Below are 18,456 nucleotides of genomic sequence, written 5' to 3' on the forward strand. Positions count from 1 at the left end.
CGCATGGCTCACCCAAGCTTTTCTTATGAATGGAGGGGCAACAGCTGGCCCCAGGTCGGCGGCGACCGCGTGTGGCGGCCGCTCCCTTTGGCTCGACCTTCGGAGTATCGGCGCGCGGCTGAAGGGGCCGCTAGGGTTTACAGCGAGGCCGCCACCTGGGTTCCCTGCAGGATTGCACGCTTTGCGTCCAATTCTTTCGCCTCGGCCGAACCGCCGATCAGGTGCACCGACCGGCCCGCCGCGCGCAGCGGCGCCTCGAGTTCGCGCAAGGGCTCCTGGCCGGCGCACAGCACGATGGTGTCGCAGTCGATGCGCTCGGGCTCGGTGCGATCCTCGCCCCGGCTGATCCACAAGCCGGCCGCGTCGATGCGCTCGTACTGCACGCCGCCGATCATCCGTACACCGTGCGTCTTCAGCGCGGCGCGATGGATCCAGCCGGTGGTCTTGCCCAGGCCGGCGCCGAGCTTGCCGGCGCGGCGCTGCAGCAGCGTGATCTCGCGCCCGGCCGGCTCGGGTTGCGGACGCGCCAGGCCGCCGCGGGTCTCCTGCGGATCGCCGACGCCCCAATGCCGGCGCCAGGCGGGCGCATCCAGCGCCAGCGAGTGCCCCTGCTCCAGCAGGAACTCCGACACGTCGAAGCCGATGCCGCCCGCGCCGACCACCGCCACGCGGCGGCCGACCGGCTTCTCGCCGCGCAGCACTTCCAGGTAGGTCAGGACCTGGCCCCGCGCGACGCCTTCCTCCTGGCCGGGGATGCGCGGATCGCGCGGCGTGACGCCGGTGGCGAGCAGCACCTCGTCGTAGTCCATCAGGTCCTGGGCACCGACGCGCCGGCCCAGCTGCGGCGTCACGCCCAGCAGTTCCAGCCGCCGCTTGAAGTAGCGCAGCGTCTCGTGGAACTCCTCCTTGCCCGGGATGCGCTTGGCGAGGTTGAACTGGCCGCCGATCTCGGTGGCGGCGTCGATCAGGGTGACGGCATGGCCGCGCTCGGCCAGCGTCGTGGCGGCGGCCAGGCCAGCCGGTCCGGCGCCGACCACGGCCACGCGCTTGCGCCGCTGCTCCGGGGCCACCGGCACGATGCGCAGCAGCGTCTCGTGGCCGGCGCGCGGGTTGACCAGGCAGGACGCGACCTCCTGCTTGAAGACATGGTCCAGGCAGGCCTGGTTGCAGGCGATGCAGGTGTTGATCTCGTCGGCGCGGCCCTCCGCGGCCTTGCGCACGAAGGCGGGGTCGGCCAGCAGCGGCCGCGCCATCGAGACCATGTCGGCCGAGCCGTCGGCCAGCACCGACTCGGCGACCTCCGGCGTGTTGATGCGGTTGCTGGTGATCAGCGGGATGCGCAGGCCCTCGGCGTGCAGCTGGTCGCGCAGCTTCTTCGTGACCCAGGCGAAGCCGGCCCGCGGCACGCTGGTGGCAATCGTCGGGATGCGGGCCTCATGCCAGCCGATGCCGGTGTTGATGATGGTCGCGCCGGCCTGAGCGACGGCGCGCGCGAGCTGCAGCACCTCGTCCCAGCTGCCGCCGTCGGGGACCAGGTCCAGCATCGACAGGCGGTAGATGATGATGAAGTCCGGCCCGACGGCCTCGCGCATGCGGGTCAGGATCTCCACCGGCAGCCGCATGCGGCGCGCGAAGTCGCCGCCCCAGGCATCGTCGCGCTGGTTGGTCGCGGCGACCAGGAACTGGTTGATGAAGTAGCCCTCGGAGCCCATCACCTCCACGCCGTCGTAGCCCGCTTCGCGCGCCAGCACGGCGCAGCGGATGAAGGCGCGGATCTGGCGCTCGATGCCGCGCTCGCTCAGCGCATGCGGCGTGAAGGGCGAGATCGGCGACTTCAGCGCCGAAGGCGCGACGTTGAACGGGTGGTAGCCGTAGCGGCCGGTGTGCAGGATCTGCAGCGCGATCTTGCCGCCCTCGGCGTGGACCGCGCGCGTGATGGCCTGGTGCCGCCGCGCGGCGCCGCCGGTCATCAAGGTGCCGGCGAAGGGCTTGGCCCAGCCGGCGATGTTGGGCGCGTAGCCGCCGGTGACGATCAGGCCGACCTGGCCGCGGGCGCGCTCGGCGAAGTACTCGGACAGGCGCCCGATGTGCTTGCGCGAGTCCTCCAGCCCCGTGTGCATGCTGCCCATCAGCACGCGGTTCCTGAGGGTGGTGAAGCCCAGGTCCAGGGGCGACAGCAGCTGCGGGTAGGCATTCATGGCGCGGATGCTAGCGGCGCGCCCGCCGGCCGTTTAGAGAGTGGAACCCAGGAGGGAAGACCCCAGGTGCGCCCCGCGCTGGGCCGGGCGCCAGCAATGCTGTGTCGGTCTTGATATGGAACTACACAAACCTGGCAAGCGGCCACAAGCCGCAGCAACACGGGCCTCGTTCAATCCCGCCATCCTCAATCGGAGTGTCGGACGATGCGATTCAAGACCTGGGCCTGGGGCCTGAGCGTGGCCGCGGCCACCTTGCTGACCGCCTGCGGGGGCGGCGGTGACAGCAGCACGGCGCAGATGCGCCTTCTCAACGCTAGCATCGGCTATGCCGCGCTGGACATGTCGGTGGACAGCACGACGGTCAACTCCGCCGTGGCCTACGCCGGGGTCGGCAGCTATGCCGACGTGAAGACCTCCGCCACCGGCACCGAGATTCAGAGCAACAGCGTCGGCAGCACGCTGGCCTCGTCCACGCCGACGCTGGCGGCCGGCAGCCACTACGCGATGATCGCCTACGGCTCGGCGGGCTCGCTGCAGACGACGCTGCTGCAGGAGGACCAGGAAGCGCCGGCCTCCGGCAAGTCCAAGCTGCTGGTGCTGAACCTGGCGCCGGACGCGGGCTCGATGGACGTCTACGTCACCGGCGCGGACGAGACGCTGGACACCGCGTCGACGGTGGCGGCCGGCATCGCGGCCGGCTCGGGCAGCGGTTACGTGTCGCTGAACAGCGGCACCTTCCGGGTCCGCCTGACCGCCGCCGGCTCCAAGAGCGACGTGCGCCTGGATATCCCCAGCATCACCCTGCCCTCGGCCGGCGTCTCGACGCTGGTGCTGACCGGCAGCGCCGGCGGCGTGCTGGTCAACGGCATCCAGCTGATCCAGCAGGGCGCGACGACCAACTTCCCCAACACCACCGCGCGGGCGCGGCTGGTGGCGGCGGTGGGCGGCAGCGCGCTGGTGTCGGGCTCGGTCGGCCAGACGGCGCTGATGCCCACCTCGGTCGCGCCCACGATCGGCGACTACACGACACTCACGGCCGGCGCGGCCGACCTGTCGGTCTACGTCAACGGCCAGCTGATGTCCTTCGCCAAGCCGACGCTGGTGGCGGGCAACGACTACACGCTGATGGTGTGGGGCCCGGCGGCGAGTCCGCAGCTGGCGGTGCTGACCGATGACAACCGCCTGCCCACCAGCCCGACGACGACCGCCAAGATCCGCCTGGTCAACGGCGTGGCGAGCGCCGCGACCGGCCTGACGCTGAACGTCGACTACAGCGCGCTGGCGTCGAACGTGGTGGCCGGGACCGCCTCAACGGCGCAGACGACGCCGGCCTCGACCTCGGCGCTGCTGACGGTGACCTCGCCGTCGTCGACGACGCCGGTGTACTCGCTGAGCGACCTGGGCATCACGGCGGGTTACGTCTACACCGTCTTCGTGATGGGCGACAACACCGCGATGGTGGGCTCGCTGCGCCGCGAACGCACCAACAACTGACGCGCCGAAAGCGCTGGAATGCGCCGGCCGGGCCCTCGCCCGGCCCTCGGGCCCGACGCTCCGGGCCCCGGCAACTTCCTCCCTGTTGGCCACGTCCTCTCACGAGGCGTGGCTTTTTTTCTCCTGTTGAGATCCTCGCCCACCTTTCGCGGTCCGCATGGCTGGACCGGAAGAGGTCTGTCGGGTTTAGGGCTCCCATCAGAACCTTTATGAGCCCTGATAGTCGCCATGACGTCCATTATTCGACCGGGCGGCGTGATAGGCGACGGGGCGCGTGGTAGCACGTGTCCAGGCCCGGCCGGGCAAGCGCGTCAGGCAGCACCGCGCATGCCGCGACGTGGCTACTGCCGGGTTTCGCCATGCCTGTCGGGCAACATCGCCGGATGTCCTCGCCGCCGCTCCGTCCCACCGTGATCCAGATCCGCCGCCTGCGCCAGCTGTGGCGCTCGGCGGGCTGGCCGTGCCAGGACATGCTGGAGGTGGAGCTGCTGGCGCTGGGCTGGCTGGAGCGCCAGCAGGACGCGCACGGCCGCGAGACGCTGCGGCTGACCGCCCCCGGCATCGAGGTCCTGCACCTGGGCCTGCGCAGGAACCGCGCCGCCCGCGACCGGCACGAGGACCTGGTCGGCCGGATGGCCGTGGAGCTGCAGCGCGCGGGGCGCGTGGTCTGGCGCGGACTGTCGCTGCGCGCCGGACTGCCGCGCGAGGACGAACCCGACCGCCTGCGCTGGGTCAACGCGATGCCCGACGTCTATTCGGTGCGCAACACCACCGTCGAGGACTACCTCGAACCGGCCGTCCACGAGATCAAGGTCAGTCGCGCCGACCTGCTCTCGGAACTCCGCCGCCCGGCCAAGGCGCAGGCCTACCTCGCGCTGAGCGGCCAGTGCTGGTACGTGCTGCGCGCCGGCATCGCCGCGGTGGAGGAAATCCCGCCCGCCTTTGGCGTGCTGTTCGCGCATGAGCTGGGCGAGGGCTGGCGCTTCGAGCTGGGCCGTCCGGCGCCGCGCCGGCCGATGAGGCCGGACTTCGGCACCTGGATGGCGCTCGCGAAGGCGGCGCCCGAAGCGCCGCCGCTGGACGAGGGTCAGGACTTGCTGGGCGAGGCCTGAAGGCCGTCGGCCCGGGGCGCCGGCGCGGTCGCGGCCTTGGGCGCCAGCAGCAGGTACAGCAGCGGACCGACCGAGCCGGCCGCCAGCGTGATCACCGCATACGGCCAGAAGCGGCGGCCCTGCTGCCGCGCGTCGCGCCACAGGAAGCCCAGCAGCAGCACGCAGGCGATCATCAGGTCGGCCACCGCCTGGCGGCTGCCGGGCCGCTCGAACAGCGACATCCACAGGCCGACGTAACCCAGCTCCACGACGACGTGCATCGAATACGCGCCGAACACGGCCAGCACCAGGGCGAGGGAGATCTTCAGCATGACGGGCTCCTTGAGGTCATCGACGGGTTGAACATGGCGGTCAGTCTCGGCGGCGGCGCGCGCCGGCTCAATGACCTGCGAGGTCATTGCCGCCATCCACCCCGCGGCTAGCATGCCCCGCATGAACACGTTCACCGCCTCGACCTCCGCGACCTCCCCCGTCACGGTGCTGCTGCCGCAGCTGCGCCGCGAGCGCCGCCTGAGCCAGCTCGAGCTGTCGCTGCGCGTGGGCGTGTCGCAGCGCCACCTGAGCTGCATCGAGACCGGCCGCGCGCGGCCCAGCCGCGAGATGCTGATCGCGCTGCTGGACGCGCTGGACGCGCCGCTGCCGCGCCGCTGCCGCGCCGCAACGAGGCGCTGCTGGCCGCCGGCTACGCGCCGCACTATCCGCGCCGCTCGCTCGACGATCCCGACCTCGGCGCGGTGCGCGAGGCGCTGCGCCATCTGCTCGACGCGCACGACCCCGCGCCCGCGCTGGTGCTGGACGGCGGCTGGAACCTGGTGATGGCCAACCGCGGCGCGCACCGGCTGATGACGCTGCTGGGCGTCGACGCCGAGGCGATGCTCCAGCCCGGCTTCAACCTGCTGCGCGCCTGCCTGCAGCCGGGCGGGCTGCGCGCGCTGTGCGAGAACGAGGCCGAGGTCTGCGCCGCGCTCTGGAGCCGCGCCCAGCACGAGGCCGCGCATTTCGCCGAGCTCAAGCCGCTGCTGGAGGAACTGCGTCCGCATGTGCCGCAGCGCGTCGCGCCGCACGCCCACACGCCGCTGCTGCACACGCGGCTGCGTTCGTCGGCGGGCGTGCTCAGCCTGTTCTCGGCGTTCACCAGCTTCGGCTCACCGCTGGACGTCACGCTGGCGTCGCTGCGGGTGGAGCACTTCTTCCCCGTGGACGCCGCGACGCGCCGGGCGCTCGCGGACGACTGAGCCCTGCTCCGCCGGCGACGACCGCGCCCCGCGCCGTCCCCGTTTCGCGCGGCGGCGTGGCGCGCCACGGGCACTCGCCGTTTTCGGCCGGCTATCCTGCGCCCTCCGCATCAGGAGGAGACACGCCATGAGCGACACCCCGGAGAGCTTCGAAGGCGGCTGCGACTGCCGCCAGGTCCGCTACCGCATGACCAGCCGGCCGCTGTTCGTCCACTGCTGCCATTGCCGCTGGTGCCAGCGCGCCAGCGGCGCGGCCTTCGCGCTCAACGCGCTGATCGAGGCGGACCGCGTGGAGCTGCTCGCGGGCGAACCGGTGCCGGTGATGAATCCGTCGGCGAGCGGCAAGGGCCAGAAGATCTGGCGCTGCCCGAACTGCTGGATCGCGGTGTGGAGCAACTACGCGGGCGCCGGCGACGCGATGCACTTCGTGCGCGTGGGCACGCTGGACGAGCCGGACCGGCTGCCGCCGGACATCCACATCTTCACCGCCTCCAAACAGCCCTGGGTGCAGCTGCCGCCGGGCGCCGTCGCCGTGCCCGAGTACTACGACGCCCGCGAACGCTGGCCCGCCGAGAGCCTGCGGCGCGGCGCGATCCTGCGGGGCAAGCAAGCTTAGAAGCGTCCCGCATATCGGGCGGGCCGGCGCGGCGCCACAATGCCGCCTTCCCTCGACACCAACGGCTCACGAGGCCGCGCGTTCCGCCATGACTTTCCGCACCTCGACCGCCCGGCGCCTGCGCTCGGCCGCCCGACTGACCGTCCTTGCCGCCGCGCTGTCCACGATCGGCGCGATCCCGGCGCTGATGCCCGTGGCGACCGCCGCGAGCGCGGCGTCCTCGGTGTCGTGGCAGGAAGCCTCCGGCGACGCCGACATCGAGCGCGCCTTCGCCCAGGCCCGCGGCGAGAAGAAGCCGGTGCTGCTGTACTGGGGCGCCAAGTGGTGCCCGCCGTGCAACCAGCTCAAGGCCACGCTGTTCAACCGCGCCGACTTCATCGAGCAGTCGCGCGCCTTCGTCGCGGTCCACATCGACGGCGACAACCCCGGCGCCCAGCGCCTGGGCGCGCGCTTCAAGGTGCGCGGTTATCCGACCATGATCCTGTTCGGCAACGACGGCCAGGAGCTCACGCGCCTGCCGGGCGAGGTCGACGCACCGCAGGTGCTGCGCGTGCTGCAGCTGGGCCTGGCCGGCGGCCGGCCCGTCAAGACGGTGCTGGCCGATGCCCAGGCGGGCCGGAAGCTGTCCGCCAACGAGTGGAAGCTGCTGGGTTTCTATTCCTGGGAGACCGACGAGCAGCAGCTGGTGCCCGCCGCGCAGCGGCCCGCGCTGCTGGCGCGGCTCGCCGCGGCGAGCCAGGGCGTCGATGAGGAAACCACCACCCGGCTGTGGCTCAAGGCGCTGGCCGCCACCGAGGGCGGCGGCGCGCTCAAGGCGGATGCCGCGCTGCGGTCCCGCGTGGAGCAGGTGCTGGCGGATCCGGCCGCTGCCCGCGCGCAGATGGATGTGCTGAGCAACAACGGCGACGACATCGTCCGTGCGCTGGCGCCCGCCGCGGGTCCGGAGCGACAGGCGCTGGTCGCGAAGTTCGACGCGGCGCTCAAGCGCTTCGAGGCCGACGCCTCCCTGTCACGGGCCGACCGCCTGCAATCGCTGATCGCGCGGGTCGAGCTGGCGCGGCTGGACCAGTCCAAGACCGAGCTGACGCCCAAGCTGCCCGCACCGCTGCTGGCGGAGGTGAAGGCGCATGCCGCCAAGGTCGACAAGGAGGTCACCGACGGCTATGAGCGTCAGGCGGTGATCACGTCAGCGGCCTTCCTGCTCGGACGCGCCGGCCTGTGGAGCGACAGCGACGCGCTGCTCAAGGCCAGCCTGGCCAAGAGCCACAGCCCGTATTACCTGATGAGCTCGCTGGGCGGCAACGCTCGCAAGCAAGGTCGCAAGGAAGAGGCGCTGCGCTGGTACGAGGAGGCCTTCAACAAGAGCGAAGGGCCGGCGACGCGGTTGCAGTGGGGGTCGAATTACCTGAGCGCGCTGGTCGAGCTGGCGCCGCAGGACGCGGCACGCATCGAGAAGGCCGCCTCGCAGCTGCTGGCCGAGGCGGGGAAGGACAAAGGCGCGTTCTACGAGCGCAGCGCGCGTGCGCTGCAGAAGGTCGGCAGCCAGCTGGTGGCGTGGAACGCGAAGGGGCAGCATGAGGCCACCCTCGCGCGGCTGCGGACGCAGCTCGATGGCGTGTGCGCGAAGCAGGACGCCGATGACAAGGGCGCCTGCGAGTCGCTGCTGAAGAAGGGGTGAGGCCGCTGGCCCTCACCCCCACCGAGGGCCCCGACTACTTCAGCAGGCCTTCCGCCTTCATGGCTTCCTGAACGGCCGGCCGGGCCGCGACGCGTCCGCGGTAGGCCACCAGATTGGGGTAGCCGGCGAGATCCACGCCCACATGCTGGGCCCAGTTCGAGACGGTGAACAGGTAGGCATCCGCGACCGAGAACTGCTCGCCCATCAGGAACTGCTTGCCTTCGAGCTGGCCGTCGATCCACTTGAAGCGCTCATGCAGCTTGCTGCGGAACACGCCCTTGGCGTCCTCCGAGACCGCCGGGTTGAACAGCGGGCTGAAGGTCTTGTGCAGCTCGGACGTGATGAAGTTGAGCCACTCCTGCAGCCGGTAGCGCGCCATCGTGCCGTTGGCCGGCGCGAGCTGCTTGTCGGGCGCCTGGTCGGCGATGTACTGGACGATCGCCGGCCCTTCGGTCAGCCGCTGGCCGTCGTCGAGCTCCAGCAGCGGCACATACCCCTTGGGATTGATGCCGTAGTAATCGGTCCCGTCCTGCAGCTTGTGGGTCTTGGTGCTGGCCAGCACCGGCTCGAAGGCCAGGCCGGCCTCGCGCAGGACGATGTGCGGCGACAGCGAGCAGGCGCCGGGGCTGTAGTAGAGCTTCATGGGGTCTCCTTCGACGTGGCCCGCTCGGCAGCGAACGGGCGATGGGGGAACGGATTGGGGAAGCGGAACCCGGGGACCATACGCGCCCAACCGGACGGGCGCAATGCCGAGGGCGGCGCGCGGGGATGTCGCCGTCGCGCCAATCGCCCGGCGGCCGCGCGCCTACAGTCGCCCGGTCGCGACTTGTCCGAGGACCTGACCGATGAGCACCCCTACGCCCGCCCCCGCCCCGACTGCCGCTCCGGCCTCCTCCCCGACCCATGCCTTCGAGGACTTCGGCGTCGGCCAGGTCCGTGAGTTCGGCTCGCGCCTTGTCGACCGCGAGGAGGGCCTGGCCTTCGCCGCGGCCTACGACCCGCAGCCGCTGCACCTGGACGAGGACGCCGCCAACGCCTCGGTGCTGGGCGGCCTTTCGATCAGCGGCTGGCACACCTGCGCGCTGGTGATGCGGATGATGTGCGACGCCTACCTGCTGGACTCGACCAGCCAGGGCTCCCCCGGCATCGACCAGCTGCGCTGGCTCAAGCCCGTGCGCCCCGGCGACACGCTGCGGGTGCGCATGACCGTGCTCGAGACCAAGGACAGCCGCAGCCGCCCGGCCATCGGGCTGGTGCGCTCGAGCTGGGAAGTCTTCAACCAGAAGGACGAGCTGGTCATGACCATGGAAGGCTGGGGCATGTTCGGTCGCCGCGGGACCTGACCGAAGGCACCCGGCCGCGTCCCTCCCGCTGGCCATAATCGCCGGGCACGACGGAGGAGAGAGTCCATGTTGACGCGTCCCGGGGCAAGGCCTGCCCCCCGAGCCCGGCCGGTCCCGGCCCTGCGACCGAAGGCGGCGGCCTCAGTGGCGGCTTCAGCAGCAGCGTTGGCAGCGGCGATCGCGGCAGCGCTCGCGCTGGCCGCCGGCGGCGCCCGCGCCGCATCGCCCGAGGCGGCCTCGCCGCTGAAGGCCTGCCGGGTCGACGGCGTCTCCACCGAGGTGCTGTGCGGCCAGGTGAGCCGGCCGCTCGATCCGGCCCGGCCCGACGGCGTGCGCATCGACATCCGCTATGTCGTGGTGCCCGCGCTGGCCCGCAACAAGCTGCCCGACCCGGTGCTGCTGCTGGCCGGTGGTCCCGGCCAGAGCGCCATCGCGCTGACGGCCTCGGTGATGCCGCGGCTGTCGCGGTTGAACTATCGCCGCGACCTGGTGTTCATCGACCAGCGCGGCACCGGCCGCTCGGCGCCGCTCTCCTGCCCCGACAACAGCGACCGCAGCCTGGACGAGCTGCTCAAGCCCGGCGCCAAGGTCCGGCTGCTCGAGCAATGCCGCGACGCGCTGCAACGGCTGCCCCACGGCGACCTGCGCTTCTACACCACGACGATCGCGATGCAGGACATGGACGCCGTGCGCGCAGCGCTCGGCGTCGAGCGCTGGAACCTGATCGGCGCGTCCTACGGCACCCGCGCGGCGCTCGAGTACCAGCGCCAGTTCCCCGACCGGGTGCGCCGCGCCGTCATCGACGGCGTCGCGCCGCCGGACATGGTGCTGCCGGTCAGCTTCTCCCAGGACGCGCAGCGCGCGCTGGACCTCAGCTTCGCCGCCTGCGCCCAGGCCGCCGACTGCCAGGCCCGCTATCCCGCGCTGAAGGCGGAATGGCAGGCGCTGCTCAAGGGCATGCCGCGCAAGGTGGCCTTCACCCATCCGCTGACCGGGCGGCCGGAGGAAGTCACCCTGACGCGCGAAGGCCTGCTGGGCCTGGTGCGCCCGCCGCTGTACGCGCCCCAGGTCGCCGCGGCGCTGCCGGCGGCCATCCATGAAGCCTCGCTGGGCCGCTTCGACGCGCTGGCGGGGCTGGCCGGCCAGCTCGGCGGCGGCTCGCGCGCGATGCGGATCTTCGAGGGCATGCACTTCTCGGTGATCTGCGCCGAGGACGCGCCCCGCATCGCCGCCTCGACCGAGGCGCCCTCGCCCGACTTCGGCACCCTGGACCGCGACCTCTACGCGCGCGTCTGCGCCAGCTGGCCGCGCGGCGCGGTCGAGCCCGCGTTCTATGCCCTCCCGCCGGCCCGCCATCCGGTGCTGATCGCCAGCGGCGGCAGCGATCCCGCCACGCCCGAGCGCCACGGCCAGCGCGTGCAGGCCGCGCTGGGCGCGCAGGCGCGGCATGTGGTCGTGCCCACCGCGGGCCATGGCGTCGTGCTGGCGCTGCCCTGCATGCGCGACGTGCTGTTCCGCTTCATCGACGCACCGCGGGATGCCGATGCCCTGGCCGTCGACGCGAATTGCGCCCTCAAGCTGCCGCGCCCGCCCGCCTTCCTGCCCCCCACCCCGGCGACCCTCGCGGCCGCCGCCTCCGCCGTCCGGGAGTCCGACCGATGATCCGCCTGCATGCCCTCCACAAGGCCTTCCAGACGCGCGGCGGCGGCGGCTCGCTGGCGGCCCGCTTCGGCCGCAAGGGCCCGGCGCGCACCGTCGTCGCGGTCGATCACCTGGACCTGGACGCGCCCAACGGCCGCATCACCGGGCTGCTCGGCCCCAACGGCGCGGGCAAGACGACCTCGCTGCGGATGCTGGCGGGCCTGTTCCCGCCGGACCGGGGCGCGATCGAGGTCGACGGCGTGGACGTGCTGCGCTCGCCGCGCGAGGCGCTGTCGCGCATGGGCATCCTGGGTGACGCCCATGGCCTGTACCCGCGCCTGACCGCGCGGGAGAACATCGTCTACTTCGCGCGGCTGCAGGACCTGCCGATGGAGCAGGCCCAGGCGCGGGCGGAGTCGCTGGCGGAACTGCTGGACATGCGCGCCATCCTGGACCGCCGCGCCGAGGGCTTCAGCCAGGGCGAACGGATGAAGACGGCGCTGGCCCGCGCGCTGGTGCACGACCCGGCCAACATCGTGCTGGACGAACCGACCAACGGGCTGGACGTGGTCGCCACGCGCGCGCTGCGCGAGGTGCTGCGCCACCTGCGCTCGCCGGCCGGCGGCGCCAAGTGCATCGTCTTCTCGAGCCACATCATGCAAGAGGTGGAACAGCTCTGCGACCAGGTCGTGGTCATGTCGCATGGGCGCTCGGTCGCGACCGGCACCGTCGACGGCCTGCTCGCGCAGACCGGCCGGCAACGCTTCGAGGACGCCTTCGTCGACCTCGCCTTCCCCGAGGCCGCGCACGCGCGCCACCTGGAGTCCGCATGAACGGTCCCTTCCTCAAGGCTTTCCGCACCGTCTTCGCCAAGGAGATCGTGGACGCGCTGCGCGACCGCCGCACGCTGCTGCGCCTGCTGGTGCCGGCGGTGCTGATGGGGCCGCTGCTGCTGATGCTGATGTCGGGCCTGACGGCCTCGCTGCAGGAGCGCGCCGAGCAGCGCGAGCTGCTCGCCGTGGGCATCGAGCATGCGCCCACGCTGCGCAACTACCTCGAGCGCCAGAACTACACGATCAAGGCCGCGCCGGCCGACTACGAGGCCCAGCTGCGCTCGTCCACGCTGAGCGATCCGGTGATGGTGGTGCCGGCCGACTTCGAGACGCTGCTGGCCGGCGGCGAAGCGCCGCGCATCGAGATCGTCACCGACAGCGCCAACCAGCGCGCCGAGGCCGGCGTGGGCACGATCGGCCGCCTGCTGCAGGGCTTCGGCAGCGAGCGCGCGACGCTGACGCTGGCGATGCGCGGCATCGGCGCGCGGCAGCTGCAGCCGGTCGAGGTCCAGGAACGCGACCTCGCCAGCCTGCAGGCGCGTTCGACGCGGCTGACCCAGATCCTGCCGATGTTCATCATGATGGCGGTGCTCTACGGCGCGCTGACCGCCGCGCTCGACAGCACCGCCGGCGAGCGCGAGCGCGGCTCGCTCGAGCCGCTGCTGGTCAATCCGGCGCCGCATGCCGCCATCGTCGCCGGCAAGTGGGCCGCGGTGATGATGGCGGGCCTGGCGGTGGCCGTGCTGTCCAACCTCAGCTTCCTGCCCGGCCAGTGGCTGATGCGCAGCGACGCGCTGGCGGCGATGTTCCAGTTCGGCTGGAGCGAGGCGCTGCGCTTCCTGCTGCTGCAGATCCCGCTGGCCGCGGGCCTGGCGGCGGTGCTGATGGCGCTGGCCATCCGCACCAAGACCTTCAAGGAAGCGCAGGCCAGCACCACGCTGGTGGTGACCGCGATCTCGCTGGCGCCGGTGGTGGCCATCATCCATCCCGGCGGCGAGGCCTCCTGGCACCTGTGGGTGCCGGGGCTGGGCCAGAACCTGCTCATGATGCAGGTGCTCAAGGGCGAGCCGCTGACCTTCGCGAAGGTGATGCCGACGGTGATCGTCGGCGCCGCGCTCACCGTGGCCGGACTGGCGCTGGTGGCGCGCTCGATGCGCGCGGCCGTGGCGCGATGAGCTCAGTGCCGCGTCGCGAGCGCCAGCTGCACCTGCTCCTGCCAGGGCAGCGTGTGCACGATGCCGTTGAGCTGGATGGCCGATTCGATGGGAGCGAGCACCTCGCCCTCGCCATTCAGGAACTGGAGATTGGTCACCAGTGCCATCGGATCGACCATCGACACGATGCCGTAAGGCATGCGCACCCAGTCCCAGGCCACGCCGGCGGCGCCGAATTCCGACTCGCCACTCCACAGGGTTTGCCCCATGGCCGGGTGATCCTCGTCTCCCGCCACCAACACGCGCGTGCTCAAATGCGCGAACTGTAAGCGGGGTAGACGCTGCACATCACACAATATTCGTGGCCACGCGTACACAATCCAAGCTGGTGTCATTGTCAGAATTGTTTGGTTTGGCTATTGCGGATCGGCGGTTGCTGCTTCTCCCCTTGACCAGCAGTGTGGTCATGATGAGCACGACCCGCCAGCTGTAAACCCTGTCAGGGGCGTGAATGCGTCACGTGGCCTATGCGGTCGCAGTGGGCGCGTGGCGGAACCCCGACGAGCCCGGCGCCCCCCGCGACAGCCACCCGAAGAGGCCCACAAGGCCGGCCGATGGGCCGGAGCGATCAATGCTGCAAGGCGGTTATCAATCAGTCCTGGAAGCGCGCTCACGCGAAGAGTTCCGCAGTGAGGTGATCCGCTTCGCGCAAAAACTGGATTTCCAGACGGTCTCGGCGATCACGGTGGTGGACCACACGCTGGCCGACACCGAGTTCATCACCATCGACAACTGCCCCGCCGGTTATGCGGAGGTGATGCACGCGCCCGAGTTCGGCCGCCGCGATCCGGTCATGCAGCACTGCAAGCGCAACAGCATGCCCATCGTGTGGGACCGCCAGACCTACGCCCGCCACGGCGCGAGCGACATCTGGGAATCGCAGGCGCAATTCGGCTACAGCACCGGCATCTGCCTGGCGCTGCACCTGCCCGAAGGGCGGCACTTCGTGCTGGGCGTCGATCGCGACCAGCCGCTGCCCAGCGATTCGGGCCAGCTCACGCGCATGGTCGCGGACCTGCAGCTGTTCGCGGTGCACGCGGTCGACACCGCGCTGCGCGTGCTGCTGCCGGAGGAGAAGGTCACCGAATCGCCGCGGCTCACGCCGCGCGAGCTCGAGTGCCTGCATTGGACGATGGAAGGCAAGACCGCCTGGGAAGTCGGCGCCATCCTCAGCATCACCGAACGCACGGCGGTGCTGCACATCAACAATGCGATGCACAAGTTGGGCTGCTCCAACAAGCATCAGGCGGTGCTGAAGGCGCTCCGGCTGGGCCTGATTCGCTGATGCTGCCCGCGGCGGCACCTTGTAAACACTGTAAGAGCTGACAGTTATGCGTCAGGCGGCGCGCTGCTTCAATGCGTCCCGTGCTCAACACTTTTCCGGGCACGTCACCGAATCTGGAGCCTCTTATGCAAGCCCAACCGCAAAACGTCGCTGTCACCACGCAAGTCGAAGAAGGTCTGGTCGAGTTGGACCTGCAGGCCCTGGTTCACGTCGGCGGCGGCGCCCCGAAGGGCACCTGGCTGGTCGGCAGCGATGCCACGCTGAGCACGACCGCGTCGGCGGACGTGGAACCCGCGCCCAAGGGCACCTGGTGAGCCCTCGCGGCTCACGCGCGATCCGTCAGGTTCGCAACCAGGCGTAGCAAATCGTGGTGGCGCTCTTCCGCGCCGAAGCCCAGGCCTCGCAGCAGCAGGCCTGGCTGGGATCGGTGCAGCTGCATCGGCCCGCCACCTTGCGCTGGTTGAGCCTTCTGGCGCTGGGGGGTGTCGTCGCGGTCGGCGCCTTCCTGTTCAGTACCGAATACACCCGCAAGGCCCGCGTCAACGGCCTGCTGGTGCCCGAGCGCGGCGTGATGCGGCTGAGCGTGCCGCAGAGCGCCACCGTCGTGGCACGGCCCGTCCAGGATGGGCAGCAGGTGCGTGAGGGCGACGTGCTGTTCGTGTTGTCCCTCGACAGCGCGAATCCGACGGGCGACAGCCTGTCACGGACCTTGAAGGACCGCGAGCAATCGCTGGGTGCCGCGCAGGCGCAGCAGCGGGAACTCGCGCACAGCCAGGCGGCCTCGCTGAAGGCGCGGATCGCCACGCTCGAATCCACGCTGCGGCAGGCTGATGCCGAGTTGCAGCTGCATGCCCAGCGCGAGGCGCTGGCGCAGCAGAGTCTGGGACGGCTGGAATCGCTGGCAAAGGACCAGTTCGTATCGAGCGCCCAGGTCCAGACCAAGCGGGAGGAGTTGCTTGGCTTGCAGGCCCAACGGCAGGCACTTTCGCGCGAGCGCGAAAACCTGCAGCGGGAGGCGTTGGGCTTGCAAGCTGAGCTTCAGGCGATTCCCTTGAAGGCACAGGTCCAGCAAGGGGAACTCGCGCGCGACATCGCCGCGCTGCAGGCGCAGGGCGTCGAGAACGAGGCGCGCCGCCGGCTCGTGCTGCGCGCGCCCAGCGATGGTCAGATGAGCACCGTGCTGGCCGAGCCGGGCCAGGTCGTGCAGGCCGGCACGCAACTCGCCGCCCTGCTCCCCGCCCGCACGCCGCTGCAGGCGCATCTCTACGCCCCGTCCAGCGCCGTCGGCTTCCTGCGCCCGCACCAGGCGGTGCTGCTGCGCTACCAGGCCTTCCCGTACCAGAAATTCGGCCAGCAGGCCGGCGAAGTCCTGCAGGTCGCGCGCACCCCGCTGCAGGCCGCGGAGCTCGCCCAGCTCGGCCTGCCTGCCGCGATGGCGCAAGGCGAGCCGATGTACCGCATCACCGTGCAGCTGCAGCGCCAGTCGGTCGAGGCCTACGGGCAGGACCAGACGCTCAGCCCCGGTATGCTGCTCGAGGCTGACGTGCTGCTCGAGCGGCGCCGCCTGATTGAATGGATCTTCGAACCGCTGCTGAGCCTCGCCCGCCGTGTCTGACGTCCCCGCTTCCGGCGCCCCGCCAGGCGCTCCGCCGCCGGGCGCCGCGCCCACCGGCTTCCTGGCGAAGCTGAACCTCGGCTGGCGCCGCCGCCGTCCCGTCATCCTGCAGACCGAGGCCGCCGAGTGCGGCCTCGCCTGCCTGGCCATGGTCGCCGCGGCGCACGGCCAGCGCTGGGCACTGGGCGAGCTGCGGGACCGCTTCGCCGTCTCGCTCAAGGGCCTGACGATGGCGGACCTGGTCCGCATGGGCGCGCAACTCGGCCTCACCGCCCGCGCGCTGCGTGCCGAGCCGCACACGCTGCACAAGCTCCAGACCCCCTGCATCCTGCACTGGGACTTCAACCACTTCGTCGTGCTGGATCGCGTCGACGGCGACCGCGCGGTCGTGCTCGATCCCGCGCACGGCGAGCGCCGGCTGCCGCTGGCCGAGGTCTCCAAGCACTTCACCGGCGTCGCGCTCGAACTGCGGCCCGGCATGGACTTCGCCCGCAAGGCGCCGGCGCCGGCGCCCCAATGGCGGCAGCTGCTCGGCCACGTCAGCGGGCTCAAGCGCTCCATCGCGCAGGTGCTGGCGCTCGCGCTCGGACTCGAGCTGCTGGGCCTGCTCGCGCCCTTCCTGCTGCAATGGACCGTCGACGGCGTCATCGTCAGCGCTGACCGCGACCTGCTCGTCACGCTGGGCATCGGCTTCGCGCTGCTCGTGCTGCTGCAGGTCGGCATGGGCCTGCTGCGCTCGTGGGCGGTGATGATCCTGTCGGCCTCGCTCAACCTGCAATGGCTCTCCAACGTCTTCTCGCACCTTCTGCGGCTGCCGCTGGCCTGGTTCGAGAAACGCCATCTCGGCGACATCTGGTCGCGCTTCTCCAGCGTCCAGGAGATCCAGAAAACGCTGACCGGCAGCTTCATCGAGGCCGTGCTCGACGGCCTCATGGTCCTGCTCACGCTGGCCATGATGGTGCTCTACAGCGGCCGCCTCACGGCGGTCGCGCTCACTGCGGTGGCCGGCTACGCGCTGCTGCGCTGGGCCTGCTTCCGGCCGCTGCGCGACGCCCAGGAAGAAGCGCTGACCCACGAGGCGCGCCAGAACAGCCACTTCCTCGAATCGCTGCGCGGCGCGCAGGCGATCAAGCTCTTCAACGCGCAGGCCGATCGCGGCGCGCGTTTCGCCAACCTGGTCGTCGAGCAGATGAATGCCTCGCTGACCGGCCGCAAGCTCGAGCTCGGCATGACGCAGGGCAACAAGCTGCTGTTCGGGCTCGAGCGCGTCGCCATCGTCGCGCTGGGCGCGATGCTCGTGCTGGACAAGGAACTCTCGGTCGGCATGTTGTTCGCGTTCCTCGCCTACAAGGACCAGTTCAGCCAACGCATCGCCGGCCTGATCGACAAGGTCGTCGCGCTCAAGATGCTGCGCCTGCAGGGCGAGCGCCTGGCCGACATCGTCCTCACCGCGCCGGAGGCCGACCTGGACGCGCCCGGCCGCGCGGTGCCGCGCGAGGCGCCGCTGGAGCTCGACGGCCTGCGCTTCCGTTATGCCGACGGCGAGCCGGAGGTCATTGCCGGCTGCTCGCTGCGCATCGAGCCTGGCGAATCGGTCGCCATCGTCGGCCCGTCGGGCTGCGGCAAGACCACGCTGATGAAGCTCATGCTGGGCATCCACGCGCCGCAGCACGGCGAGATCCGCATCGGTGGCGTCGCCCTCGCCCAGCTGGGCACCAATGCCTGGCGCGAGCGCATCGGCACCGTCATGCAGGACGACCAGCTCTTCGCCGGCAGCATCGCGGACAACATCAGCTTCTTCGACCTCAACGTCGATCCCGAGTGGGTCCGCGAATGCGCGCGACTGGCCTGCGTCCTGGAGGACATCGAGGCCATGCCGATGCGTTTCCAGACGCTGATCGGCGACATGGGCTCGAGCCTGTCCGGCGGCCAGCGCCAGCGCATCCTGCTGGCCCGAGCGCTCTACAAGCGCCCGCAGTTCCTGTTCCTGGACGAGGCGACGAGCGCGCTCGACGTCGAGCGCGAGCGCCTCGTCAACGCCAGCCTGCGCCAGCTCTCGCTGACGCGCATCGTCATCGCGCACCGCCCCGAGACCATCGCCGCGGCGCAGCGCGTCGTCAGCCTGCAAGGTGGCCGCGTCGTGCAGGACCTGCGCTCAGTCCAGCACCGCTGACCCAACCGACAACCCCTCC

18 protein-coding genes are annotated in these 18,456 nt (G+C 71.0%); 14 read left to right on the forward strand and 4 right to left on the reverse strand.

Going from position 1 to position 18,456, the window contains the following annotated elements; all coding sequences use genetic code 11:
- Window positions 1-137 precede the first annotated feature (137 nt).
- The gene (locus FHT37_RS18730) at window positions 138-2,198 is read right to left on the reverse strand and encodes an NADPH-dependent 2,4-dienoyl-CoA reductase (RefSeq protein WP_183483592.1); all 2,061 of its coding nucleotides are present in this window, start codon (window positions 2,196-2,198) and stop codon (window positions 138-140) included.
- Between the two features lie 204 nt (window positions 2,199-2,402).
- Here FHT37_RS18730 and FHT37_RS18735 point away from each other — a divergent pair, with 204 nt between their 5' ends.
- Both FHT37_RS18735 and FHT37_RS18740 read left to right on the forward strand, forming a co-directional pair.
- Window positions 2,403-3,692, forward strand: coding sequence for a DUF4397 domain-containing protein (locus tag FHT37_RS18735; RefSeq protein WP_183483594.1), 1,290 nt, complete (start codon window positions 2,403-2,405; stop codon window positions 3,690-3,692).
- Window positions 3,693-4,051: 359 nt separating this feature from the next.
- Window positions 4,052-4,804: a hypothetical protein gene (locus FHT37_RS18740; RefSeq protein WP_255489814.1), complete on the forward strand. Its 753-nt coding sequence runs from the start codon at window positions 4,052-4,054 to the stop codon at window positions 4,802-4,804.
- Here the strand turns inward: FHT37_RS18740 and FHT37_RS18745 are convergent.
- A complete protein-coding gene (locus tag FHT37_RS18745) occupies window positions 4,780-5,115 on the reverse strand; it encodes a DUF2834 domain-containing protein (RefSeq protein WP_175538400.1) in 336 nt (111 codons plus the stop codon). The genes FHT37_RS18740 and FHT37_RS18745 overlap by 25 nt on opposite strands.
- A 121-nt stretch (window positions 5,116-5,236) precedes the next feature.
- Between FHT37_RS18745 and FHT37_RS25165 the strand changes: the two genes are divergently transcribed.
- From FHT37_RS25165 to FHT37_RS18760, 4 genes are all read left to right on the forward strand, one after another.
- Complete coding sequence (locus tag FHT37_RS25165) at window positions 5,237-5,620, forward strand: helix-turn-helix domain-containing protein (protein WP_221211154.1); 384 nt, start codon at window positions 5,237-5,239, stop codon at window positions 5,618-5,620.
- Window positions 5,539-6,039, forward strand: coding sequence for a hypothetical protein (locus tag FHT37_RS25170; RefSeq protein WP_221211155.1), 501 nt, complete (start codon window positions 5,539-5,541; stop codon window positions 6,037-6,039). Before FHT37_RS25165 ends, FHT37_RS25170 begins: the two co-directional genes overlap by 82 nt.
- A 127-nt stretch (window positions 6,040-6,166) precedes the next feature.
- Entirely contained in the window at window positions 6,167-6,655 is a 489-nt protein-coding gene (locus FHT37_RS18755; protein WP_183483596.1) for a GFA family protein, read from the forward strand.
- An 88-nt stretch (window positions 6,656-6,743) separates the two neighbouring features.
- Window positions 6,744-8,333 (forward strand): thioredoxin fold domain-containing protein, encoded by a 1,590-nt coding sequence (locus FHT37_RS18760; RefSeq protein ID WP_255488890.1) that lies wholly within the window; start codon window positions 6,744-6,746, stop codon window positions 8,331-8,333.
- Window positions 8,334-8,367: 34 nt separating this feature from the next.
- On the opposite strand, the gene gstA is transcribed toward FHT37_RS18760, so the two are convergent.
- Complete coding sequence (gstA, locus tag FHT37_RS18765; RefSeq protein ID WP_091729567.1) at window positions 8,368-8,976, reverse strand: glutathione transferase GstA; 609 nt, start codon at window positions 8,974-8,976, stop codon at window positions 8,368-8,370.
- Window positions 8,977-9,178: 202 nt separating this feature from the next.
- Here gstA and FHT37_RS18770 point away from each other — a divergent pair, with 202 nt between their 5' ends.
- The 4 genes from FHT37_RS18770 (at window position 9,179) to FHT37_RS18785 (ending at window position 13,325) form a co-directional block, all read left to right on the forward strand.
- On the forward strand, window positions 9,179-9,676 hold the full coding sequence (locus tag FHT37_RS18770; protein WP_183483598.1) for a MaoC family dehydratase: 498 nt from the start codon (window positions 9,179-9,181) through the stop codon (window positions 9,674-9,676).
- A 165-nt stretch (window positions 9,677-9,841) separates the two neighbouring features.
- Window positions 9,842-11,338 carry an alpha/beta fold hydrolase gene (locus FHT37_RS18775; protein ID WP_255489815.1) on the forward strand — a complete coding sequence of 499 codons (1,497 nt, stop codon included), beginning with the start codon at window positions 9,842-9,844 and terminating at the stop codon, window positions 11,336-11,338.
- A complete protein-coding gene (locus tag FHT37_RS18780) occupies window positions 11,335-12,150 on the forward strand; it encodes an ATP-binding cassette domain-containing protein (RefSeq protein WP_091729580.1) in 816 nt (271 codons plus the stop codon). Before FHT37_RS18775 ends, FHT37_RS18780 begins: the two co-directional genes overlap by 4 nt.
- A complete protein-coding gene (locus FHT37_RS18785) occupies window positions 12,147-13,325 on the forward strand; it encodes an ABC transporter permease (RefSeq protein WP_183483602.1) in 1,179 nt (392 codons plus the stop codon). Before FHT37_RS18780 ends, FHT37_RS18785 begins: the two co-directional genes overlap by 4 nt.
- A 2-nt stretch (window positions 13,326-13,327) precedes the next feature.
- Here the strand turns inward: FHT37_RS18785 and FHT37_RS18790 are convergent, their stop codons facing one another.
- Window positions 13,328-13,573, reverse strand: coding sequence for a hypothetical protein (locus FHT37_RS18790; protein WP_091729590.1), 246 nt, complete (start codon window positions 13,571-13,573; stop codon window positions 13,328-13,330).
- A 362-nt stretch (window positions 13,574-13,935) separates the two neighbouring features.
- Here FHT37_RS18790 and FHT37_RS18795 point away from each other — a divergent pair, with 362 nt between their 5' ends.
- The 4 genes from FHT37_RS18795 to FHT37_RS18810 all read left to right on the forward strand — a co-directional run bounded on the left by FHT37_RS18795 (window position 13,936) and on the right by FHT37_RS18810 (window position 18,437).
- Entirely contained in the window at window positions 13,936-14,649 is a 714-nt protein-coding gene (locus FHT37_RS18795) for a helix-turn-helix transcriptional regulator (protein WP_091729594.1), read from the forward strand.
- 125 nt (window positions 14,650-14,774) lie between these two features.
- Window positions 14,775-14,963, forward strand: a complete 189-nt coding sequence (locus FHT37_RS18800) for a hypothetical protein (RefSeq protein ID WP_147239876.1) — start codon at window positions 14,775-14,777, stop codon at window positions 14,961-14,963.
- 56 nt (window positions 14,964-15,019) lie between these two features.
- Complete coding sequence (locus FHT37_RS18805) at window positions 15,020-16,264, forward strand: HlyD family efflux transporter periplasmic adaptor subunit (RefSeq protein WP_183483603.1); 1,245 nt, start codon at window positions 15,020-15,022, stop codon at window positions 16,262-16,264.
- On the forward strand, window positions 16,257-18,437 hold the full coding sequence (locus tag FHT37_RS18810) for a peptidase domain-containing ABC transporter (RefSeq protein WP_310739758.1): 2,181 nt from the start codon (window positions 16,257-16,259) through the stop codon (window positions 18,435-18,437). Before FHT37_RS18805 ends, FHT37_RS18810 begins: the two co-directional genes overlap by 8 nt.
- Window positions 18,438-18,456: the final 19 nt, after the last annotated feature.

The sequence above is a fragment of the Mitsuaria sp. BK037 genome (assembly GCF_014193045.1).
GTDB lineage: Bacteria > Pseudomonadota > Gammaproteobacteria > Burkholderiales > Burkholderiaceae_C > Roseateles.